22 protein-coding genes and 1 pseudogene are annotated in these 22026 nt (G+C 69.1%); 10 read left to right on the forward strand and 13 right to left on the reverse strand.

Translation table 11 applies throughout. The features are described from left to right. Positions 1 to 11: 11 nt before the first annotated feature. Complete coding sequence (locus FHW79_RS05410; protein ID WP_183177988.1) at positions 12 to 1244, reverse strand: L,D-transpeptidase family protein; 1233 nt, start codon at positions 1242 to 1244, stop codon at positions 12 to 14. 332 nt (positions 1245 to 1576) lie between these two features. On the opposite strand from FHW79_RS05410, the gene FHW79_RS05415 reads away from it, so the two are divergent. Together FHW79_RS05415 and FHW79_RS05420 are read left to right on the forward strand one after the other, a co-directional pair. Further along, positions 1577 to 2173: a DUF882 domain-containing protein gene (locus FHW79_RS05415; protein WP_183177989.1), complete on the forward strand. Its 597-nt coding sequence runs from the start codon at positions 1577 to 1579 to the stop codon at positions 2171 to 2173. A 171-nt stretch (positions 2174 to 2344) separates the two neighbouring features. After that, the gene (locus FHW79_RS05420) at positions 2345 to 3520 is read left to right on the forward strand and encodes a hypothetical protein (RefSeq protein WP_183177990.1); all 1176 of its coding nucleotides are present in this window, start codon (positions 2345 to 2347) and stop codon (positions 3518 to 3520) included. 565 nt (positions 3521 to 4085) lie between these two features. On the opposite strand, the pseudogene FHW79_RS05425 reads toward FHW79_RS05420, so the two are convergent. After that, positions 4086 to 4337 (reverse strand): annotated as a pseudogene (locus FHW79_RS05425) (helix-turn-helix transcriptional regulator); the annotation flags it as partial. A 501-nt stretch (positions 4338 to 4838) separates the two neighbouring features. Between FHW79_RS05425 and FHW79_RS05430 the strand changes: the two are divergent. Continuing rightward, positions 4839 to 7280: a methyl-accepting chemotaxis protein gene (locus FHW79_RS05430; RefSeq protein ID WP_183177991.1), complete on the forward strand. Its 2442-nt coding sequence runs from the start codon at positions 4839 to 4841 to the stop codon at positions 7278 to 7280. A gap of 143 nt (positions 7281 to 7423) precedes the next feature. After that, positions 7424 to 7786: a hypothetical protein gene (locus FHW79_RS05435; RefSeq protein ID WP_183177992.1), complete on the forward strand. Its 363-nt coding sequence runs from the start codon at positions 7424 to 7426 to the stop codon at positions 7784 to 7786. A gap of 194 nt (positions 7787 to 7980) precedes the next feature. Here FHW79_RS05435 and FHW79_RS05440 read toward each other — a convergent pair whose 3' ends face one another. Both FHW79_RS05440 and FHW79_RS05445 read right to left on the reverse strand, forming a co-directional pair. Next, on the reverse strand, positions 7981 to 8538 hold the full coding sequence (locus FHW79_RS05440; protein WP_183177993.1) for a hypothetical protein: 558 nt from the start codon (positions 8536 to 8538) through the stop codon (positions 7981 to 7983). Between the two features lie 69 nt (positions 8539 to 8607). After that, entirely contained in the window at positions 8608 to 9603 is a 996-nt protein-coding gene (locus tag FHW79_RS05445) for a cation diffusion facilitator family transporter (protein ID WP_348984051.1), read from the reverse strand. Positions 9604 to 9791: 188 nt separating this feature from the next. Between FHW79_RS05445 and FHW79_RS05450 the strand changes: the two genes are divergently transcribed. The 5 genes from FHW79_RS05450 to accC all read left to right on the forward strand — a co-directional run bounded on the left by FHW79_RS05450 (position 9792) and on the right by accC (position 14496). Then, positions 9792 to 11255 carry a dynamin family protein gene (locus FHW79_RS05450; protein WP_183177995.1) on the forward strand — a complete coding sequence of 488 codons (1464 nt, stop codon included), beginning with the start codon at positions 9792 to 9794 and terminating at the stop codon, positions 11253 to 11255. Between the two features lie 34 nt (positions 11256 to 11289). Beyond that, positions 11290 to 12084, forward strand: coding sequence for a transporter substrate-binding domain-containing protein (locus FHW79_RS05455; RefSeq protein ID WP_183177996.1), 795 nt, complete (start codon positions 11290 to 11292; stop codon positions 12082 to 12084). A 125-nt stretch (positions 12085 to 12209) separates the two neighbouring features. Beyond that, the gene (gene aroQ, locus FHW79_RS05460; RefSeq protein WP_014241158.1) at positions 12210 to 12659 is read left to right on the forward strand and encodes a type II 3-dehydroquinate dehydratase; all 450 of its coding nucleotides are present in this window, start codon (positions 12210 to 12212) and stop codon (positions 12657 to 12659) included. A gap of 23 nt (positions 12660 to 12682) precedes the next feature. Next, the gene (gene accB, locus FHW79_RS05465) at positions 12683 to 13132 is read left to right on the forward strand and encodes an acetyl-CoA carboxylase biotin carboxyl carrier protein (RefSeq protein WP_183177997.1); all 450 of its coding nucleotides are present in this window, start codon (positions 12683 to 12685) and stop codon (positions 13130 to 13132) included. Between the two features lie 20 nt (positions 13133 to 13152). Continuing rightward, the gene (gene accC, locus FHW79_RS05470) at positions 13153 to 14496 is read left to right on the forward strand and encodes an acetyl-CoA carboxylase biotin carboxylase subunit (protein WP_183177998.1); all 1344 of its coding nucleotides are present in this window, start codon (positions 13153 to 13155) and stop codon (positions 14494 to 14496) included. A gap of 157 nt (positions 14497 to 14653) precedes the next feature. On the opposite strand, the gene FHW79_RS05475 is transcribed toward accC, so the two are convergent. Continuing rightward, positions 14654 to 15307 carry a ribonuclease T2 gene (locus FHW79_RS05475; protein WP_183177999.1) on the reverse strand — a complete coding sequence of 218 codons (654 nt, stop codon included), beginning with the start codon at positions 15305 to 15307 and terminating at the stop codon, positions 14654 to 14656. Between the two features lie 125 nt (positions 15308 to 15432). Here FHW79_RS05475 and aat point away from each other — a divergent pair, with 125 nt between their 5' ends. Then, on the forward strand, positions 15433 to 16074 hold the full coding sequence (gene aat / locus FHW79_RS05480; protein ID WP_183178000.1) for a leucyl/phenylalanyl-tRNA--protein transferase: 642 nt from the start codon (positions 15433 to 15435) through the stop codon (positions 16072 to 16074). Positions 16075 to 16095: 21 nt separating this feature from the next. Here aat and FHW79_RS05485 read toward each other — a convergent pair whose 3' ends face one another. The 8 genes from FHW79_RS05485 to FHW79_RS05520 form a co-directional block, all read right to left on the reverse strand. Further along, a complete protein-coding gene (locus FHW79_RS05485; protein WP_348984052.1) occupies positions 16096 to 16533 on the reverse strand; it encodes a DUF2155 domain-containing protein in 438 nt (145 codons plus the stop codon). A 105-nt stretch (positions 16534 to 16638) separates the two neighbouring features. Then, a complete protein-coding gene (locus FHW79_RS05490) occupies positions 16639 to 16908 on the reverse strand; it encodes a hypothetical protein (RefSeq protein ID WP_137114903.1) in 270 nt (89 codons plus the stop codon). 156 nt (positions 16909 to 17064) lie between these two features. Further along, entirely contained in the window at positions 17065 to 17550 is a 486-nt protein-coding gene (gene mlaD / locus FHW79_RS05495; RefSeq protein WP_014241151.1) for an outer membrane lipid asymmetry maintenance protein MlaD, read from the reverse strand. A gap of 30 nt (positions 17551 to 17580) precedes the next feature. Next, positions 17581 to 17973, reverse strand: coding sequence for an NADH:ubiquinone oxidoreductase subunit NDUFA12 (locus FHW79_RS05500; RefSeq protein WP_038526645.1), 393 nt, complete (start codon positions 17971 to 17973; stop codon positions 17581 to 17583). A gap of 129 nt (positions 17974 to 18102) precedes the next feature. Beyond that, entirely contained in the window at positions 18103 to 18774 is a 672-nt protein-coding gene (locus FHW79_RS05505) for a LysE family translocator (RefSeq protein ID WP_183178001.1), read from the reverse strand. Positions 18775 to 18785: 11 nt separating this feature from the next. Continuing rightward, positions 18786 to 19694 carry a lipid A biosynthesis lauroyl acyltransferase gene (locus FHW79_RS05510; protein ID WP_183178002.1) on the reverse strand — a complete coding sequence of 303 codons (909 nt, stop codon included), beginning with the start codon at positions 19692 to 19694 and terminating at the stop codon, positions 18786 to 18788. Beyond that, a complete protein-coding gene (gene lpxK / locus FHW79_RS05515) occupies positions 19687 to 20661 on the reverse strand; it encodes a tetraacyldisaccharide 4'-kinase (RefSeq protein WP_348984074.1) in 975 nt (324 codons plus the stop codon). Before lpxK ends, FHW79_RS05510 begins: the two co-directional genes overlap by 8 nt. Positions 20662 to 20693: 32 nt before the next feature. After that, complete coding sequence (locus FHW79_RS05520) at positions 20694 to 21977, reverse strand: 3-deoxy-D-manno-octulosonic acid transferase (RefSeq protein ID WP_183178004.1); 1284 nt, start codon at positions 21975 to 21977, stop codon at positions 20694 to 20696. Between the last annotated feature and the right edge of the window lie 49 nt (positions 21978 to 22026).

The raw sequence follows: 22026 nt of genomic DNA on the forward strand, positions 1-22026 counted from the left end.
TCCGCCTGCGATCAGGCCCTTTGGGCCGGGGGCATCGGTTCGGCCGAGGTCGGGCCGGTCGGGTCCGGTGCCGCGGCGGGAGCGGGGTCCTCGTTCAGGTCGTAGATGTCCGGGTGCAGCCGCACGCCGTCGCGGTCGTCCACCGTCGCCGTCCAGTAGACGAAGCGCACCGGCACCGGCTGGGTCAGTTTGATCCATTGCGGTTCCTGCCGGTCCAGCATGCGGTCGAGCCGCGCCGTGGACACATGCTCGGTCGTCAGCAGCGCCTCGGCCATGCCGCGCGCATCCTCAAGGCGCACGCAGCCGGAGCTGACGGTACGGATCTCGCGGTCGAACAGCCTCGGCTCGTTGGTGCCGTGCAGATAGATGTTGTAGGGGTTGGTCATGTTGAAGCGATACCGGCCCAACGCGTTGTGGTCGCCCGGCTGCTGGACGATCCGCACGCGGCGCGGCGAGACGTTGCTCCAGTCCACGATCGCCGGCTCCACCGGGGCGCCGTCCAGATAAACCACCGCGTTGGCGATGCCCGGCGTGCCCTTGGCCCGCAGCAGGGGCAGCTTGTCCTCCTTCAGGACGGTGGGCGGCACGGTCCAGGTCGGGTTGACGATGACGTGGGTGATCTGGTCCTGGAGCAGCGGAGTCTCGCGCGATGGGCGCCCGACGATCGAGCGCATGGTCAGCGCCTCTTCCCCGTCGCGGACCAGCGTGGTGGTCTGGCTGGGCAGGTTCACCAGGATCACGGTGCCCGGCGCGGTGTCGCGGAAGGCCCGCATGGACAGTGCGCTTCGCCGCATCTGGACGGCCGCCTCCTGCGGGCTGCGGTCCAGCGCCACCCGCGTGCCGCCGCCGACCAGCCCGTCGACCTTCATGCGCTGGCTGAATTGGAAGGCGCGCACCGCGGTGTCCACCTCCTCGTCGAACAGATCGGCTTGGCGCAGCCGGTCAAGGAAACCCAGTTCGGCCAAACGCTGCGTCAGCCGCTCCACGCGCTCGCCGCTGCTGCCCTTCTTCAGGAGCGGTCCGGACCCGATGCGGGTGATGGGACGCTCCGATTCCGCCTCCAGCAGGGCGGCGGCGGCGTCCAGCCGGTCGGCCCAGCCGGTCAGCGTGTCGTGATAGGAGGCCGCCTCGGCGTCGGTGCGGGTGGCGACTGTGCCGGCGATCACGGACAGCGCCAGCGTCAGCGCGGCCAGGACCGGCGCCGGGCGGCGTCGTTGGTCGGTAAGCGTCTGGGATGTGTGCATGATCCGTCCTCGGCTGGCAGGTGGTCCGATCCCCTGTCCTTTCTATCGAATGTAGTACGTGGAGCCCCGTCCGGCGAGGCTGGGACGCAGATTGCAGGGGTCGGGAAATGGGCGTACGGCCTCCGGCCAGGGGGCAACCATCGCGGGTGAGAGCGCTGGAGACCGGTTTGTGACCGATTCGGGCCATTTTCGGGTTGATCCCGGTCAAGCCCTAGCCTATAGGGAATAGTCGTTCGCTATGACCACAATATTTTGGTCCTATTCGAACAATCCATAGGGGGTCGTCCGGCGCTGGAACGGTGCGACCCGATCACCAAAATGCATAGGGAGTGATGCTTTTGGGGAATGACGACCGTGCCGCGCCGATGAATGGGCGCGAGACCGGCCGCCGTGGGTTTCTGACCTTCGCCGCCGCGACCCTGACCGCCCTGGCCGTTCCGGTTCTGGTGCCCGCCGCACCGGCCCTGGCCGCCCCTCTGGCCGGCGGTGTCCGCCGCCTGGCGCTGCACAACATCAACACCAACGAACAGTTCAGCGGAGTCTATTGGGCCAACGGCGCCTATCGACCGGACGCGCTGAAGACGCTGGACGTGCTTCTGCGCGATCATCGGGCCAAGCAGGTCGGCCGTTACGATCCGCGCCTGTTCGACGTGTTGGCCCGCCTGCACCAGACGCTGGACAGCGACGAGCCCTTCCGGGTCATCTGCGGCTACCGGTCGCGCCGCACCAACGCCATGGCCCGCCGCCGCTCGCGCGGGGTGGCGAAGGAAAGCTACCACACCCGCGGCATGGCCATCGACGTGATGCTGCCGGATGTCGAGTTGAAGGCCATCGCCAGCGCAGCCCGCGGCATGGAGGCCGGTGGCGTCGGCTATTACCCGCGCAGCGGCTTCGTACACATCGATACCGGGCCGGTTCGCACATGGTGACACCGCTCCGTCCTGGGCGGGGGCTTTCGCCGCGGGCGTCATAGGCTGACTTGCCGTACGCCGTGTTCCGGACGCCTGCCCAGTCGGTAGGCATCCCGGAACCATGGCCCGACGCGCCGGTTGCTCCAATCGGAATTCCCCGAACGAGCAACACGGAGGGCGACGAAGGCGATGTTCTGCAAACACGATCTGGAACGGCTCCTGACCGTCGATGCCGCCCCGGCGGTGTCCATCTTCCTGCCCACCCACATCGCCGGGCGCGACATCCGCCAAGACGTGATCCGGCTGCGCAACCTGCTCGCCAAGGCCCAGGACCAGCTCTGCGAGAAGCATGGCCTGCGCCGGCCGGACGCCGAGGCTTTCCTGAAACCGGCCTCCGACCTGCTGGAGCAGAGCGACTTCTGGCGTCACATGGACCGTGGTCTGGCGATTTTCCTCGCCAAGGGCATGTCGGCCATCCACCGCGTGCCCGTCGAACTGCCGGAGGAGGTCGTCGTGAACGCCCGCTTCACGCTGCGGCCGTTGCTCCCGCTGCTGGCGGATGACGGGGCCTTCATGATCCTGGCCGTCACCGCCGGGCGGTCCCGCCTGTTCTGCGCCACCCGCCACGGCATCGCCGAGGAGGATGCCGATCTGCCGCAGGGCGTGGCGGAGATCCACGCCGAAACCAATTACGAGAACACCCTGCATTCCGCCCCGCCGGCCCGCCAAGCCAACCGCACGGACCGCGGCGGCGTGTCGATGGTCAAGACTCAGAATTTCGGCGAAGATCCCGAGGAACTGCGCAAGGCCCATCTCATCGAGTATCTCGGGCGGGTCGCCGGCCGGGTTCAGGATCATCTGAAACCTTTCCGCGGCCCGCTTGTGCTGGTCGCCGACGAGGAAATCCAGGGGCACCTGCGCAAGGGCGCGCATGTTCAGGGACTTCTGGAAAAGGGAGTGGTGGCGAACCCCGACGCGCTGGAGATCACCGAGTTGCATCAACGTGCCTACGCGCTGGTTCAGCCGATGTTCGAATCGACCCGCCGGACGGCGGTGGAGCGGTTCAACGCCCTCCACGGTGACCGCAACATGGCGGAACGGACGACGACGCGGGCCGAGGACGTGATGGTGGCGGCGCGCGAGGGGCGGGTCGGGGTCCTTCTGGTGGCCGAGAACGAGAAGGTCTGGGGGCACTTCCGGGAGGACTATCACCGGGCCTTTCCGCTGCACCACGAGACGGACGGTGCCGTCGACCTTGTCGAGGAGGCCGCCACCGAGACGCTGCTGCGGGGCGGCGAGGTGCATGTGGTGACCAAGGAGGAGCTGCCGTCCGGCGCCTCGACTGCGGCGATTCTGCGCTTCTGATCCTGGGTACCGCGAGGATTCCGGTCGGTGGGACGGCGTCCGACGGCGCCGCCCCACCGACGTTTTGCCGTCAGGTGGACGCCTTGCCTGGCTTGCCGGCGTTGGGCTTGCCCGCCCGGTAAATGTCGGCCGGGTCCCAGACCGCGCCGTGACGCCGCCGCTTTCCGCCCGTTGCCTCGACCTTGATGCGGGGGGAGGCGCCTTTTACAACCGTTTTTCCCACGGAAGCCTTTCCCCCCGTCGCGATGAGGCCGCCGGTCGGCGCCGTCGGGATCGTCAGCACGCCCCTTTCCCGCTGGCCCTTTCCCTGGCCCTTTCCCTGGAGGAGGTCGTTCGGCGTGATGCCCACGACGCCCATCGGTTCGCCACTCTCCTCGTCCCGGGCATCATGCAGGTGCGGCGACAAGGAACTGAGAAGCGACAGAAGCTCATCGCCAACGCCGTCCGGCGCGGCGCGCCACAATCGCAGCATGCGGGCCTCGCGGCGGCTGATGGCGCTGTCGCCGATCCGGTCGATGTCCGTACGGGCTGTCTTTGTGGCGGACCCTTGCGGGGCGTCGTAGTAATCAAAAAAGAAGCTCACCGGAACATCAAGTACCTGACTCAACCGATACAACGTTCCGGCCGAAATCCGGTTGGATCCGCGTTCGTATTTCTGAACCTGTTGGAATGTCAGGCCAATGGCTTCGCCCAGCTTTTCCTGACTCATGCCCAGCAAGGTGCGGCGCATGCGCACGCGCTGCCCGACATGTGCATCGACCGACCATGATTCGGGCGACCCGCGTCGCCCTCTTTTGCGCACGGCTGGTTCGCTCATGGACCCGGAACTCCAATGCTTGCGAATAAATATGTAGGATTTGAGAATGTTGTAGAGATTGTTCACATAGAACTTTCTTGTGCGCAAGCGGAATCTCTTAAATTACTGCGCCATGGTCATGATTTAGGCATGTGCAAGAGCATATGAATTCCCCCGCCCCCTTGTGGCCGGTCTGTTGAAGGCACTGATTGCGGCGTCTTGGCTGTGCCGCGCGTGACGGTTGCGTGCTTTCACCGGATGTGAGGATGGAAAGGAAGGGCGCCGTTGGACGTGATTTATGGACTGAATGTTTTAATTTGCGGTGATTCCGCAGCCTCGCCTTGGTGTGGAAACACTTTGATAATCAAATTCGGATAGGTCGTATGAGGTAAGATTCGCGCCACAGGCTGCGCCGGGTCCGGAGCGCCGGTCCGGCGGGGAAGGGTGGCCGCTATGGACGGCTGCGATGATCGACGGCGAGTTTCCTTTGCGCCGCCGACTCGCAATCAAAGGATCAGGTCGATGCAGACAAGCAGTCTGGCGGGGCGCTTCAAAGTTGGAACCCGCATTTACTTTGGATTCCTCGTGGTTCTGTTCCTGCTGGCGGTGGTGGTCGCCATCGGCGTGCGGGGACTCGGGGTGGCGCGGGACGGCTTCGAATCCTACGCGGCGGTGAGCAACCACTCGATCCAGGTCAGCTCCATCGACGCGCAGGTCGCCCAGATGCGCCGCCTCGCCTTGACCTTCAACACGTTCGGCGACCCGAAGGTGGCGGATCAGGTGCGCGCCGTCCAGGCGACCCTCGTCAAGGACCTGCGGGGAGCGCTCGACGGAACGACCGGCGAACGCCGCGCCCTGCTGGAGCGGATGAACCAGGTCTTCGCCAACTACGTGACCGATTTCAACACGCTGGCTGAGCTTCGCCTGCGCCGCGACCGCCTCTACGCCGAACAGCTCGTCCCGGCGGGCGAGAAGGCGCGCGAGACCGTGTCGCAACTCGTCTCCACCCTGATCGCCGACGGCGAGCACGAGGCGGCGGCCAACGCCGCCCTCGCGCAGGAGCAGTTGCTGCTGGCGCGGCTGGCCGCGTCGCGCTTCTTCACCAGCCCGAACGAGTCGATCATCGCCGAGGTATCAGCCCGCGACGACGCCTTCGGCGAGGCCATCCGCCGGGCGACGGAGCGTCTGAGCAACCCCGCGCGCCGGGCCGCGGCGCTGGCCGCCGACCAGCTCTCCGACCGCTACGTCTCCCTGTTCCGCGAGACCGCCGCCGTCATGCTGGAAAACGCCCGGCTGGTCGACGTCATGGGCGCCCGCGGCGTCGAGTTCGCCGACCTCTCCGACCGCACCGTCGCGATCGAGGGCAAGGACCGCGACGCCGTGCTGGCCGACACCACCGGCGGCATGGACCGCACCTTGTCGGCCAACATGACGATCGCGGCCGGCGCCTTCCTGTTCGGCCTGCTGCTGGCCTGGGCGGTGGCGCGGTCCATCGTGAAGCCGGTCGTGTCGATGACCGAGACGATGACGAACCTCGCCGGCGGCGACCTGACGGTGACCATCCCGGCGCTGGCCAACCGCGACGAGATCGGGCGGATGGCGCAGGCGGTGCAGGTGTTCAAGGACAACGCCATCCAGAAGAAGGCGATGGACGAGGCCGAGCGCGAGCGGCTGGAGGCCGAACGCCGCGCCGACGAGGCGCAGCGCGCCCGCGAGACGGCGATCGGCGAGGAGATCGCCGCGCTGATCGACGGCGTGTCGAAGGGCGACCTGTCGCGCCGCCTCGATCTGACCGGCAAGGACGGCTTCTACAAGACCATGTCGGAGGGCATCAACCGCCTGACCGACACGGTGGAGGCGGTCATCGCCGACCTCGGCGCGGTGCTCAGCGCGCTCGCCCAGGGCGACCTCAACAAGCGGGTGGAGCGCGATTACCAGGGCGCCTTCCAGACGCTGAAGACCGACGTCAACACCACCTCCGCCAAGCTGTCGGAGATCGTCGGCCAGATCCTGCGCGCCACCGACGCGATTTCCGGAGCGGCGTCCGAGGTTTCGCTGGGGTCGAGCGACCTCGCGGAGCGGACGGAGCAGCAGGCGTCCTCGCTGGAGGAGACGGCGGCGAGCATGGAGGAGCTGGGGGCGACGGTGCGCTCCAACGCCGACAACGCCCAGCGCGCCAACGGCATGGCCGCCGACGCCCGCACCGCCGCGGAGTCCGGCGGCACGGTGGCGGATTCGGCGATCGACGCGATGAAGCGCATCGAGGCGTCGAGCCGCAAGATCACCGACATCATCGGGGTGATCGACGAGATCGCCTTCCAGACCAACCTGCTGGCGCTGAACGCGGCGGTGGAGGCGGCGCGGGCCGGCGACGCCGGGCGCGGCTTCGCGGTGGTGGCGCAGGAGGTGCGCAACCTCGCCCAGCGCTCCGCCCAGGCGTCCAAGGAGATCAAGGGCCTGATCCTGGACAGCGACAGCCAGGTGAAGGACGGGGTGGAGCTGGTCAAGAAGGCCGGCGACGCGCTGGAGGGCATCGTGTCGGGCGTCCAGCAGGTCGCCGGGCTGATCGCCGAGATGGCCTCGGCCTCCTCCGAGCAGGCGGCGGCCCTCGACGAGATCAACGCCACCGTCTCGCAGATGGACGAGATGACCCAGAAGAACGCCGCGCTCGTCGAGGAGACCACGGCGGCGGCGCAGTCCCTTGCCAACCAGGCGACGGACCTGCGTTCCCTGGTCAGCTTCTTCAAGCTGGACGCCGCAGCCTTCGCGGCGGCTCCGGCCGTCCATCATGGCGGGGCGTCGCCGGTTCTGCGGCGCAGCATCGCCCCGACCAAGCCGGCCCCGGCCAAACCGGTCGCCCGCAAGGCGGCGGTGCCTGTGGCCCGTCCGGCGGCGGCGGGCAAGGCGGCCTCGGCCACCCTGCAGCGCGCCTCGGCCGACGAGGACGATTGGAAGGAGTTCTGACAAGGCGTTCTGACAAGGCGTTCTGGCAAGACGTTGTGATTGGGCGCGCGCTGAAAAAAGCGTGCGATGGAAAGGGTGGCGCGGACGTTTGTCAGGGTAGGCCTTCACACCGGCCTTGATCACCAACCGGGAGTGACGAACCCATGACCGCGCGCCGCCTCATCCCCGTAAATCTCATGGCGCCTCTGTTCCTTGCCGGTGCCCTGTGGACGGTGCCGGCGTGCGCCGCCGACACACCGCCCCCGCCCGGCGCCACCCCACCGGGTCCCGGCGCGCCCAGCACGCCGGGCGAGCAGGCCCGCCAGGGAGTGGAACTGCTGATGAAGGCCTTGGAAGGGTGGGTGCGGCAGGTGCCGATGTTCGCTCCGCCCGAAGTCACGCCGGAGGGCGACATCGTCATCCGCCGGCTGGACCGCTCGCGCCCCGCACCGCCCAATCCGTCACCGGCCGAACCGGCGCCGCCGAAGTCCGAACCGCCGGTGCCGAACGCCCCGACCGACCTTTAGAGCGACGGTGAAGCCCGATACAGCATGTCACGCAGCGCTCCGGTGCGGATTGCCAAGCGCGGCGGCCCCCCCGAACAGCCTTAACGCTTCCTTAATTCATAGTTAATAGCGCGTTAACGACCGTTTGCAGGCCGAACAGAGGCCGTAAGGGCCGGGCTGCGTGACGCGCTGTATCGGCCTTTTCATGCTACCGGTCAGCCGGCGTGCCAGGGACCGCCCGGACGAGCGAATCTTTCCACCTGATCGCGCAGCTTCTGGATTTGCGACGGGGTGAGGGCGAGGCCGAGCCGTGCGGCGAAGGCGGCGGCCAGCGCGCCGCGCGTCGGGCGCTCCCCCCGTTCCGACAGGCTGCGGTACAGCTCGAACGCTGCGGCGTAGCGTCGCAAGGCGTCCGGGCGACGGCGGAGTTGGGCCGCCTGTGGGGTGGCGGCCGACTCCAGATGGGCTTCCAGGCGGTGCAGGGCGTCCGCCGCCGACAGGGCGGGCAGGGGGACGGGCGGTTCCGGTTCCGGCTCGGGCCGGCCGATGGCCGCCTTGGCGCGGCACCGCCGCTGGCGCAGCCGGTCCTCGTTGCGCAGCCGTTCCGCATAGGCGGGGTCGCTGCGCCGCCGCTCGGTGCGGGCCCGGTTGGCGCGGGCGTTGCGCTCCTCCCGGTCCGCGTGGCTCTGCGGATCGCTGAGAAGGAAGGCCAGCTCCTCCGCGGTCAGGCGCAGGGAATCGGTGTCGGCGTCAGCGTCGTTTTCGGCAATCATGCCGAAAGCAACGTTTCGGGCGCCGTCGTTGATCCATGCCGCCAAAGAAGGTCACAGGCCGGACGCGTGTCAGGCCGCGTGGTGCATCTCCCGGGCGTCCGGGCAGGGGCCGGTTTCAACCTGGACCGTGGCGTGGCCGATGCCGAAGCGTCCGCGCAGGGTTTCGACCAGATCGCGCAGCACCGCGTCCCGGTCGGTTCCCGGCGGCACCACGGCGTGCATGGTCAGCAGGGGCCTCTCCGCCGTCAGGGACCAGACATGGACGTGATGGATGTCGGTGACCGCCGGTACCGCCTCGTGCAGGGCGCTGCGCAACTCGTCCACGTCGATGCCGACCGGCGTGCCCTCCACCAGGATGTGGGCGCTCTGCCGCACCACCTCCCAGGCGCCGCGCAGGATCAGCAGGGCGACCAGCACCGACAGGATGGGGTCGATGGGTGTCCAGCCGGTCGCCAGGATGATGCCTGCCGCCGCGACCGCCGCCACCGAGCCGAGCAGGTCGCCCAGAACATGAAGGGCGGCGCCGCGGACATTCAGGTTCTCACGGTCGCCGCGGTGCAGGATGTAGAGGCCGGCGAGGTTGCCCAGCCCGCCCAGCACCGCCACCGCCATCATGGTGCCGCCCAGGACCGGTTGGGGCTCCATCAGCCGCTGCGCCGCCTCCCACAGGATCCAGGCGGAGAGCAGGAACAGGCTGAGGCCGTTGACGAAGGCGGCGAGCACCTGGAGCCGGTGGTAGCCGAAGCTGCGCCGCCGGTCGGACGGGCGCCGCCCCAGCCGGAAGGCCAGCCAGGCCAGCGCCAGCGCCGCCGCGTCGGTCAGCATGTGCCCGGCGTCGGCCAGCAGGGCGAGCGACCCGGACAGCACGCCGCCCACCACCTCCACCACCATCAGGCTGGCGGTCATCAGCAGGACCAGCAGGATCCGCCGCTCGCTGTCCGCCGTCACCGTGGCGGTGTGGGAATGCCCATGGCCATGCTCGTGCCCGTGCCCGTGATGGTGGTCATGGTCATGATGCTCGTGATCGTGGTGATGGGCGCCGTGGCCCTGCGGTCCCTGCGTCACTGGCCTTGCCCCCTCACGGTCATGCTTGGAATGGGACGACAGCATCAGGATAGGACCGATGCCGCGCCGCCGTCACGGCGTTTCCGGTCACGGCGATTTCGCTGTCCATCGCAACGGGCCCTCGTGCTAGAGAATGCCTCCGACACGAGACGTCACCCCATTTCACAGCAGACGGGACCCGGCCGGCCATGACCCCCAGGCAAGCCCTCCAGCAGCGCCTCGCCGCCCTGGACGCGCATCTCCGCGCGGAAAACCCGAACCTCCTCCCGGTCATTCCGACCTTCCGCAATTTCGACCGGGTGCTGGTCCGGCTGGGCCTGCTGGGGCCGCACGAGTCGCTGACCACGCGCATTCCCTGGTGGCCGATGATCGCGGTGCTGGGAACCTTCTCCGCGGGCAAGTCCACCTTCCTCAACGGCTATCTCGGCGCGCCGCTGCAGAACACCGGCAACCAGGCGGTGGACGACAAGTTCACGGTGATCTGCCACGGCCAGGAGACCCGGCGCGAGGCCCTGCCGGGCACCGCGCTGAACGCCGACCCGCGCTTTCCCTTCTACCGGATCGCCGACGAGATCGAGAAGGTCGCGGCCGGCGAGGGCAAGCGCATCGACAACTACCTGCAGCTCAAGACGCTGTCGGGCGACCGGACGCGCGGCAAGATCTTCATCGACTCGCCGGGCTTCGACGCCGACGACCAGCGCCGCTCGGTGCTGCGACTGGTCGACCACATCGTCGAGCTGTCCGACCTCGTGCTGGTCTTCTTCGACGGGCGCCACCCGGAGCCGGGGGCGATGCAGGACACGCTGAAGCATCTGGTGGCCAAGACGGTGGACCGCGCCGACGCGCGCAAGGTCTGCTACATCCTGAACCAGATCGACACCACGGCGAAGGAAGACAATCTGGAGGCGGTGTTCGGCGCGTGGCAGCGCGCCATCGCCCAGGCCGGCTTGGTGTCGGGCCGCTTCTACGCGCTCTACGACAGCAAGTCGGCGGTCGCCATCGCCGACGACGCGGTGCGCGCCCGTTACGAGGCACGGCGCGACTCCGACCTCGCCGAACTCCAGGTGCGCATCAACGAGGTGGAGGTCGCCCGCGCCTACCGCATCGTCGGCATGATCGACAGCCTCGTGAAGGAGCTGAAGGGCGAGATCGTCCCGCAGCTCGCCGCGGCGATGAAGCGCTGGCGCAAGCTGGTGCTGATCGGCGATGCGGTGTGGCTGGCCCTGCTCGCCCTGCTGTTCGGCGGGATCGCCAGCCTCGCCGGCGGAGACACGGTGTCGGTCTTCCTCACCTGGCTGACCCAGTCGCAGCCGGCCTGGGCCGGCGGCCTGCCGGTCGGGGTGCTGGCGGCGCTGGTGGTGCTGGGCGGCCTGTTCGGCGCCGGCCATTTCTGGCTGCGCTCCTTCATGGCCCGTCGCGTCGCCCGCAGCCTGCCGGAGCGCTACGGCGATGTGGACCTGAACCTCCAGCAGGGCTTCCTGCGCAACACCCGCTTCTTCCGCTCGATCTTCCGCAAGAAGCCAGTGGGCTGGAGCGGTGGGGCCGAGAAGCGCATCTTCTCCATCCGCGAGGCGGTGGCGGAGCATGTCCAGCGCATCAACGACCTGTTCACCGACCCCGCCGGGCGGCGCAACCGCGCCCCGGCGGAGTGAGCGAACGGCAACGGGTGAGGGGAGGGGCTGGGCGATGGCGGGGCGCCGGTGTGTTCTGGCCATGCTCCTGCTGCTGGCGGCGTTCGGTCCCGTCCGGGCGGCGTCGTCCGGCTCGGCCCCCCTTGGGTCGGTCCCCTTTGGGTCGGCCCTGGATCTGGTCACCGGCAACGACTTCGCGCCCTTCACCGGGGAGGATCTGCCGCAAGGCGGCCTGCTGACCGACATCGTGCGCCGCGCCTTCGGTGAGGTCGGGCTGCGTTACGAGGTGCGCTTCATGCCCTGGCGCCGCGGCTACGACGGCGTGCTGGCGGGCAAGTTCCTGGGCACCTTCCCCTATGTCCGCACGCCGGACCGGGAGATGGAGATGCTGTTCTCCGACCCGCTTCTGGAGGTGCGGCAGCTCGTCTATCTGTCCGTCCGCAGTGGCATGGCGTTCACCAGCCCCGAGGATTTCCGGGGTCGCACGGTCTGTGCTCCGGTGGGCTACGCCCTGCCGCCGGAGCTGGCGGAACTGGCCGCGGCGGGCGCCCTGACGCGCGAAAGCCCGGCGGACCTGCCGGCCTGCGTGCGGATGGTCGCCTCGGGCCGTGTGGACGCCTTCGTCATCGACGAATTCACCGGGCGGAGCGCGGTGGCGAAGGCGATGGCCGGGGATGAGATCCGCGTCGCCCCCTTGCCCTATGCCCGCGCCGGGCAGCACCTGATTCTCTCCCGTTCGCTGCCGGAGGCGGCGGCAATCCTGGCCGCCTTCAACGCCGGATTGAAGAAGCTGAAGGAAGGCGGCGCCTTCGAGGAGATCCTGCGCCGTCATCTGTCCGCCGCGCCGTGAGGCGTTTGGCGCCGAAGGAGGCAGAACACGCCGAATGGACGTAATGTTTGCGCCATGCGGCATTGCCAGCGCGACGCAAAGTGCTATAAACGCGCGGACTCGATCTTGGAAAAGGGGCGTGGCCCGTGGCCATCGACGCTTCCGTTCTGGTCCTGAACGGACCGAACCTGAACATGCTGGGCGTGCGCGAACCGCACATTTATGGCTCCATGACGCTCGACGACCTGGAAGGCGCATGCCAGGAACGCGCCGAACAGCTCGGGCTGGCCATCGACTTCCGGCAGTCGAACCACGAGGGCGAACTTGTTTCCTGGATTCAGCAGGCGCGGACGGAGCATGACGGCATCGTCATCAACGCCGGCGCCTACAGCCACACCTCCGTCGCCATCATGGACGCGCTGATCCTGTCCGAGCTGCCGATCGTCGAGGTGCATCTCTCCAACATCTACAAGCGTGAGGCCATCCGCCACCACTCGCACATTTCCGCGGTGGCCAAGGGGATGATCTGCGGCTTCGGCCCGCACGGGTATCTGCTGGCGCTGGACGCCATGGCGAATATCCTCGAGCGCGACTAAGGAACACGGGAAAAACGAACACCATGGCAAGCTTCGACATCGACGGCGATCTGGTCCGCAAGCTCGCGGATCTCCTGCGTGAGACGGGCTTGAGCGAGATCGAGTTTGCCGAGGGCGAGAAGCGGATCCGCGTCACCCGCCCGACGGCCGCCCAAGCGGTGGCCGTGCACGCTCCGGTCGCCGCTCCCGCCCCCGTTGCGGCTCCGGCCGCCGCCCCGGCGGGCAAGCCCGCCAGCCATCCCGGCGCGGTCACCTCGCCGATGGTCGGCACGGCCTACGCCGCGGCCGAGCCGGGCGGCACGCCCTTCGTGCGCGTCGGCGACACGGTGAAGGCCGGCCAGACCGTCCTCATCATCGAGGCGATGAAGGTCATGAACCCCATCAAGGCCCCGCGGGGCGGCACGGTCGTCGAGATCCTGATCTCCGACAGCCAGCCGGTGGAGTTCGGCGAAGTCCTTATGATCATCGAGTGAGCGGGGATCATCCCTTGGCGATGTTCGAGAAGGTCCTGATCGCGAACCGCGGTGAGATTGCTCTGCGCATCCACCGCGCCTGCCGCGAGATGGGAATCCAGACCGTGGCGGTGCATTCCACCGCCGACGCCGACGCCATGCACGTCCGCCTCGCGGACGAGAGCGTGTGCATCGGTCCCGCGTCGGCCCGCGAAAGCTACCTGAACATTCCGGCGATCCTGTCGGCGGCGTCGATCACCGGGGCGGACGCGATCCATCCCGGCATCGGCTTCCTGTCGGAGAACGCCCAGTTCGCGGAGATGGTGGAGGAGCACGGCTTCACCTTCATCGGCCCGACCGCGGAGCATATCCGCATCATGGGCGACAAGGTCACCGCCAAGAAGACGGTGATGGAACAGGGGCTGCCCGTGGTCCCCGGCTCCGATGGCCCGGTGCCGACGCTGGAAGAGGCCGAAGCGATCGGCCGCGAGACCGGCTATCCGATCCTCATCAAGGCGGCGGCGGGCGGCGGCGGCAAGGGCATGAAGGTCGCCCGCAACCCCGACCAGCTCAAGGAAGCCTACCAGCTCGCCCGCGGCGAGGCGCGCGCCGCCTTCGGCAACGACGAAGTCTACATCGAGAAGTATCTCGGCAAGCCCCGGCACATCGAGATCCAGCTTCTCGGCGACGAGCACGGCAACTGCGTGCATTTCGGCGAGCGCGACTGCTCCGTGCAGCGCCGCCACCAGAAGGTCATCGAGGAAGCCCCGTCGCCGGCCCTGAACGCCGAGCAGCGCGCCTTCATCGGCGATCTGGCGGCCAAGACGGCGGCGGCCATCGGCTATCGCGGCGTCGGCACGATGGAGTTCCTGTTCGAAGACGGGCAGTTCTACTTCATCGAGATGAACACCCGCCTGCAGGTCGAACACACGATCACCGAGATGATCACCGGCATCGATCTGGTGCGCGAGCAGATCCGCGTGGCGACCGGCGCCCCGCTCGGCTACGGCCAAGCGGACATCCGCTTCCAGGGCCATTCGATCGAGTGCCGCGTGAACGCGGAGCATCCGGAGACCTTCATCCCGTCGCCGGGGAAGATCGACGGCTACCACGCGCCGGGCGGCCTGGGTGTGCGCGTCGACTCGGCGCTCTACGACGGCTACCGCATCCCGCCGCATTACGACAGCCTGATCGCCAAGCTGGTCGTCCACGGCACCACCCGCAACGAGTGCCTGATGCGGCTGCGCCGGACGATCGAGGAGTATGTGATCGGCGGCGTCGACACCACGCTGCCCCTGCACCAGCGCATCATCGCGCAGCAGGCCTTCATCGACGGCAACTACGACATCCACTGGCTCGAACAGCTGATGGGCATGAAGAAGTAAGCCGTCGAACGGTTCGCCGAGCGGTTCAACGAAAAGAGCCCTTCCTCCCGATGGGGAGGAAGGGCTCTTTTCGTTTGGCGAGCTTCTGCTCCAACAGGAATTGGCAACCTTGCCCCTTTCCCCGGAGGGAAGAGGGGAGCGTCGGGGGCGGATGGGGCTATGGCGCCGCGGTCAGCAGCGCGTCGCGGCGGCAGCGATCGACCACCTTGGCGCCGCAGGGCATGAAGGACAGGTCCTTGTTCAGGCACAACCGCACCTCCGCCACGTCGCGCTTGGAGCAGATCAGCGCCACCGACTCCGGTTCCAGCCCCGGGTTGGCCTGGACGAACAGGCGTTCCACCTGGGTCGCCGGGATTGACAGGTCGGATTTCGGAGCCTGGAGCGCCTCAGGAATCTTCACCTTGGCGAAGGCCTTGCGGACCTGCGCGAAATAATCGGTGACGGGCAGGCCGCTGCAGGTGCCGTGCTTCGTCCATTGGTGCACGATCAGCCCGACGCTGGGCATCACCGGCATGGTGGCGTCGACCACCGCCCGGGGAACCGTGCGATCGCGGCTGCAGGTGGCCGGGTAGCCGCCGTTGCTGTATTGCGGCCAGAGGCCGTGGACGATGAAGCCGAACTTGCGCTCCACCCCGCACTGGTCCGGGTCGGCGTCGCCCTGATTCTTGGTGCAATGGGTGGGCGACCAGGACAGGCTGAGCACATAGTAATCGAAGGTGCCGGGCTCCGCCCTGCGCTGCGCCCATGACGCGCCGGTCATCGAGAGAAACGCAACCACCGATACGATGATGGCTGACAGAACCGTCTTCATGTTGGAGCTCCTGTGATGAGAACCTCTTCCAGTTGCATACCATGGTGGGAGCCACCTGTCGCGCGGAAGTGGTGCGCTGAGATAACGTTGCGGGGGCGAGGGGGCGAACGGCTATAGTGTCGGCGATGATCGAACTGTCTGCATCGCTGCTTCTGCGCGCCTACGCCGCCGGCATTTTCCCGATGGCGGAGAACGCCGACTCCGAGGAGCTGTACTGGTTCGATCCGGAACGGCGCGGCGTCCTGCCGCTGGAGGGCTTCCACGTTCCGCGCAAGCTGCGCAGGACGGTGCGGCGCGGCCCGTTCGAGCTGCGCTTCGACACGGCCTTCCGCGCGGTGATCGAGGCCTGCGCGGAACCGACGCCGGATCGCCCGAAGACCTGGATCAACGGCGACATCCTGCGGCTCTACACCGAACTGCACGAGCGCGGTTGCGCCCACAGCGTGGAATGCTGGAGCGGGGGGCAACTCGTCGGCGGCCTCTATGGCGTCGCGCTGGGCGGTGCCTTTTTCGGGGAAAGCATGTTCAGCCGCGTCACCGACGCCAGCAAGGTGGCGCTGGTGCATCTGGTCGCCCGGCTGCGGGCGGCGGGCTACACGTTGCTGGACGCGCAGTTCGTGACGGAGCATCTGAGCCAGTTCGGCGCCGTGGAGATCCCGCGCGCCGAGTACCGCCGCCGGCTGGCGGCCGCGCTGGCGGTGCCGACGGACTTCGGCGGCGTCGACCAGGAGGCGGCCATCGCGGCGCTGTTCGGCGCGGAAGGCTGAGAGCGGGGCGCTGGGCTGGGCTCAGTCCCCCTCGCAGGACAGGACCCAGACATCGTAGATGGGGTGCTCCATCGCCGACAAGGCGGGGCTGGAGGCGAACATCCAGCCGCTGAACACCGGCTCGGCCTGCTCGCCGGGCTTGTTCTCGATCACTTCGAGGAAGGCCGCGGTCTCCGGCGGCTCGATCGGCGGGTTCTCCTTGCAGGCGCGCAGCGTGATGCGCAGGCTGCCGAGCGCCTTGGTCTCGCCGACCGCGATGGTGAAGGTGGAGGTGCGGGCGGTGATCTTGTCCAGCCCCTGTAGCTTGGCGGCGTGGCGGCTGACCATCTCCTCCGGCACCGGGGCGGCGTCGGCCGGGCCGGTCAGGCCCAGGGCCGGCAGGCAGAGCAGCGCGGCCGCCAGGGCCGCGCCGCGAAGGCGGAGGCTTTTCGGAGTCGTCGTCACTTGGATCGTCGTCACTGGGGATCGCTTCCGTGATGTCGAACGGCGTGGGCCGAAACCCGACAGCCTTCTAGCCCGGAAGCGTCTCCCCGTCTACTCCGTGCAGGCTTTGTCGGGCCGGCTTTACTGGGTGATGCTGCCGCTGGGGCGGGTGCCGCCGTAGGGGGCGTTGGGGGTTGACGGACCGGCAGTACCCTCCTTCTCCTCGACCTTCTGGGTGGCGGTGCCGCCCGCAGCACCCGCGGCGCCGCCGACCACCGCGCCGACCGGCCCGCCAACCACGGCGCCCGCCGCAGCCCCGCCCAGAGCGCCGCTGGCGGCCTTCTCCTCGGTGTTGACGCCGCAGGCGGCGGCGAGCAGGGCGAGGCCGAGAACCAGGAAACGGGCTTTCATCGCTGATCTCCTTTGATGAGTGTGCCGTGTTGGATCCGGGCAAGGAAACGCCAGCGTGGCCGCGGCTGTTCCGATGGAGGACGGGAAAAAGTGGGCGAGCAAACGAAAAAAGGGGCCGCGAGGCCCCTTCGTTCGTCGTAGCGCGGTGTGCGGCGTTTACAGCTTGGGCGGCTCGCCGCCCTCCTGGCCGGGCTTGCTCATGTTCTGCAGCGAGAAGATGACCTGGCCCAGGAGTTGCTCGATGCCGGGGGTGCTCTGCGTGTATTCGACGCGGCCGTCCGGCTTCAGCATGTCCTCTTCGCCGCCCGGTTCCAGCGACAGGAACTTGCCGCCCAGCAGGCTTTCCGAGGCGATGACCGCCGCGGTGTCCTTGGGCAGCTTGATGTCCGGATGGATCGACATGTGCACGACCGCCTGATAGCTCTTCGGGTCGAGCGTCAGTTCGGTGACCGACCCAACCTTCACGCCGCTGATCCGCACGTCCGCCCCGCTCTGCAGGCCGGAGATGCTGGTGAAATTGGCTGTGAGGGCGTAACCGTTCACCTTGCGCAAATCGGCGCTGGTGTAGGCGAAAGCCAGAAAAAAGCCGGCCACGGCGAGGACGACCCCGCCGAGCACGGTTTCAATCACATTGCGGCGCATGAGAAATTCCTAAGGGACCGCGCGGGCGTCTCAGCCCGGAGTCCAGGGTTCGTAATCGCCGGTGGCGCGCACGCGCTGCCCGCCCGCATACTGGTGCCCGGGCGGCCGGTAGGCCTGCAGCGAGCCGGACAGGTTCGGCAGATGCTCCTTCTGCCACGGCTTGTGGAAGGCGCTGTTGCCTTCCGGCAGCGGCTCCTTGGTGGTGTGGTGGAGCCAGGAATGCCATTCCGGCGGCACCTTGGAGGCATCCGGCTCGCCGGCATAGATCACCCAGCGGCGTTCCTTGACGCCGGCGATCGCGCTCGGGGAGCGGTAATAGGTGTTGCCGAAGCGGTCGGTGCCGACCTTGTTGCCCCGGCGCCAGGTGACAAACCGGATGTGGATGTTCGCCATCCAGGTGATCAGGGAGATCTTCTCGCTCATCGTCGCTCGCGGTCGGTAAGCCATTCGGCCGGACGGGCTGGCCGGTTAAACGCGGGCGGCACTATGACACCCCCGGCCACGCTCGTCCACTGACTCCGCAACGTCTTTTCCCGCCTGACGGATTTGCCGTCAGGCGATGCGCCGGTCGGTCAGCAGCAGGCGCAGCGCGAAGCCCAGGAACAGCACCCCCGCGACACCGTCCAGCACCGCCCGCACCTTCGCGCTCGACAGCGCGCGCCGGGCCGCGCCGGCGCTGAGGGTGGCCACCCCCAGCAGATAGAGGCCGCCGATGACGCCGAGGATCGCGCCGAGCAGGAAGATCTGCAGCGCGACATGGCCGAGCGCCGGTGCGACGAATTGCGGCACGAAGGCGAGATAGAACAGGATGACCTTCGGGTTCAGCAGGTTGGTCAGCAACGCCTGGAGGAAGACGCGGTGCGCCGGGGCCGACTCGGGTCTGGCGGTGGTTTGCTCTTCGCCGCCGCGGCGGCCGAAGCCGGTCCGCAGGGCGCTCCACAGCGCCCGCCCACCGATCCAGCCGAGATAGGCGCCGCCGGCGTAGCGCAGCACATCGAACAGAGCCGGCGAAGCGGCGACCAGCGCCGAGATGCCGGCGGCGGCGAGCAGCGCGTGGATCAGGTTGCCCAGCGTGATGCCGGCGGTGGCGACCACCCCGGCGTTGCGCCCGTCCATCACGCTGCGCGACAGGACGAGCAGGGAGTCCGGTCCCGGCGCCAGCGTCAGGACCAGCGCCGCGACGAGGTAGAGCTGAAGCAGATGCGGGTCGAGCGGCAGGGGCATGGAAGTCTCCGTCAGTCGGGCCAGCGCCGGTGCAGCCAGAGCCATTCGGCGGGGCGCTCGCGAATCCATTGCTCCAACAGGGCGTTCAGGCGCTCCATCAAAATCCGCACATCAGCGTTGCGGTCGCCGCTGTTCGGCGGCTCCACCGGCGGCAGGACGGTGATGCGGAAGCGCGCGCCGTCCAGACGCTCGGTGCGCGCCGGCACCAGTGGGATGCCCAGCCGCAGGGCGAGTTGCGCCGCCGCCGGGGCGGTCATGGCGTCGCGCCCGAAGAAGGGGACGGGCATGCCGTCGTTCATCTTCTGGTCGATCAGCATGCCGACATGCCCGCCCTTGGTCAGCACCCGGATCAGCGTGCGCGCGCCCTCAGGCCCCTTGGGAATGTGCGTGCCGCCGGCAGCCCCCCGCAGTTCGGTCAGAAGCCGGTCGACATAGGGGTTGTTGGGCGCGCGGTAGACCACCGCCAGTTCCAATCCCATCTTGCGGGAGCAGACGGGCTTCACTTCCCAGTTGGCGAAATGGCCGGACACCAGGATGCCGGCCTTGCCGTCGTCGCGCAGGGCGTCGATGTGCTCGCCGCCGACCACTTCGGTCCGGCCGCCGGGGCCGTACGCGCCGATGGCGTCCAGATGCGGGTACTCGGCGATGACACGGCCCAGGTTGTCCCACATGCCGAGGATGATCGCGTCGATCTCCGCAGGGGATTTCTCGGGGAAGGCGCGCTCCAGGTTGCGGCGGGCGGTGCGGGTGCTGCGAAGGCGCGGGCCGACGGTCCGCCCGATCCAGCCGCCAAGCGCCGAGGCGCGGTCGACCGGAAGGGCGCGGAACAGGCCGCAGAGGCCGTAGACGAAGACGGCTTCCAACGGATAGGCGACCCGGCGGGTCAGCCAGGACACCAGGGGGCCGCGCGGCTTAGCCATTGGGAACTCCAGTCGGAAGCCCGATCAGAAGAGGGGCGAGCAGGCGGTCGAGGGCGGCGGGGTCCCGCCAGACGGCGCGCACCGGCACCGCCCGGACCAGGGCGCGCAGAGGGTCCGGCAGGCGGACGGCGTCCTTCACGGTGGTGACCGGCACGGCGCCCAACGCGTTGGCGCGGTCTATCAGGGCCATCACCTCTTCGGGGCGGTAGGGATGGTGGTCGGCGAAGGCGGCGCGCTCCACCACACGGGCGCCCAGCGCTTCCAGCGTCGCGAAGAACTTCTCCGGCCGCCCGATGCCGGCGAAGGCGAGGACCGCTTGGCCGGCCAGGGCGCCGGCGCTCTCCACCGGCTCCAGCTTGGCGTGCAGGACAGGCAGGGTGCCGGCCACGCGGTGCTCCACCCCGGCGCGGTCCTCGCCCACCACCACCACGGCCCCGGCACGGGCCAGGCCGCGTTCCACCGGCTCGCGCAGGGGGCCGGCAGGGACAAGATGGCCGTTGCCGAAACCCACCGCGCCGTCCACCACGATCAGCGACAGGTCCTTGGCGAGGCCGGGATTCTGGAAGCCGTCGTCCATCACCAGGATGGAGGCACCTGCGGCGATGGCCGCCCGCGCCCCGGCGGCACGGTCGCGCGCCACCCAGCAGGGGCCGTGGGCGGCCAGCAGCAGCGCCTCGTCGCCGACCGCGGCGGAGTCGTGGCGGCCGATGTCGACGGCCAGCGGACCGCGCTCGCGCCCGCCATGACCGCGGGTGAGAAAGGCCGGGGCCACGCCACGGGCGCGCAGGGCCTCGGCGACGGCGATGCAGACCGGCGTCTTGCCGGCGCCGCCCGCCACCAGATTGCCGACGCAGAGGACCGGGGCGGCCGCCCGCTCCGGCTGCCCCGCGGCCATGCGCAGCCGCCCGGCCAGCCCGTGGAGCGCACCCAGCGGGGCAAGCGCCCAGCCCAGGGCCGCCCCCGCCATTCCGCCGGACCCGTACCAGAAGCCGGGAGTCCTCATGCCGCGGGCCGGACGCTGCCGACACCGAGGATGGGGGCGAGCGCCGCGAGCGCGCGGTCGACGATCCGCCGGTTGCCCTCGGTCACCGCCGTCGCGCCGGCGGCGATGCGGGCGCGGGCGGCTTCGTCGGTCAGCAGGCGCCCGACCGCGTCGGGCAGCTCCTCCGCCCCGGCCACCGGCAGGGCGCCCCCGGCGGCTTCGAGCTGGCGGGTGATTTCCGCGAAGTTCCACATGTGCGGGCCGTAGAGGACGGCGCAGCCGAGCAGGGCCGGCTCAACGGGGTTCTGGCCGCCGTGCGGCACGAAGGAACCGCCCATGCAGACCACCGGGGCCAGCCGGTAGAACAGCCCCATCTCCCCCATCGTGTCGGCGATGTGAACGGCGTCCGCGGCGGCGGGCAGGACGCCCTCGCCGCGGCGCGAGACGGTCAGGCCGCGCCCGCGCAGAAGCGCCGCGATGTCGGCGCCGCGGTGGGCGTGGCGCGGGATCACCAGGGTCAGCAGGCCGGGCAGGCGCGTGGCCAACGCCGCGTGCACCGCGGCGGCCAGCTCGTCCTCGCCGGGGTGGGTGCTGGCGAGCAGCCAGACGGGGCGCCCGGCGCAGGCCGCGCGCAGGGCCGCCAGGGCTGCGGGGTCGGCGGGCGGCGGCTCTGCGGAGAATTTCAGGTTGCCGACGCTGACGACGCCCCGCGCGCCCAGCCGGCGCAGGCGGTCGGCGTCCTCCTCCGACTGGGCCAGCGTGACCTGGAAGGTGGAGAGCAGCGGCGTGATCAGGCCCGACGCGCAGCGCCAGCGGTTGAAGGAGCGGTCCGACATGCGCGCGTTGACAAGCGCCGCCGGGATGCCGCGTGCCCGCACGGCGCCGAGCAGGTTGGGCCAGATCTCCGATTCCGTCCACAGCACCAGGTCGGGGCGCCAATGGTCGAGGAAACGGTCGACCGCCGCCGGCAGGTCCACCGGCACATACTGGTGAAAGGCGCGCTCCGGCAGGCGGCGGGCCATCAGTTCCGCCGAGGTGACCGTGCCCGTGGTCATCAGAACCGTCAGGTCCGGCGCCGCGTCGAGCAGGCGGTCGATGAGGACCAGGACGGAGTTGGCTTCCCCCACGCTGGCCGCGTGAATCCAGGCGAGCCGTCCCGGCGGGCGCGGGCGCGCGGCCGTGCCGAAGCGTTCCCCCCGGCGGGCGGAGTCCTCCTTGCCGGCAGCCAGCCGCCGGTCGAGATACAGACGAACCGCCGGCCCGGCAAGGGTCGTCAGGCCGCGGTAGAGTGATTGAAGCATGCGGGTCGAAACGCCATCCGACAAAACCAACGCGGCCAGGTGTCCCGGT

The sequence above is a fragment of the Azospirillum sp. OGB3 genome, assembly GCF_014192915.1.
Classification (GTDB): Bacteria; Pseudomonadota; Alphaproteobacteria; order Azospirillales; family Azospirillaceae; genus Azospirillum.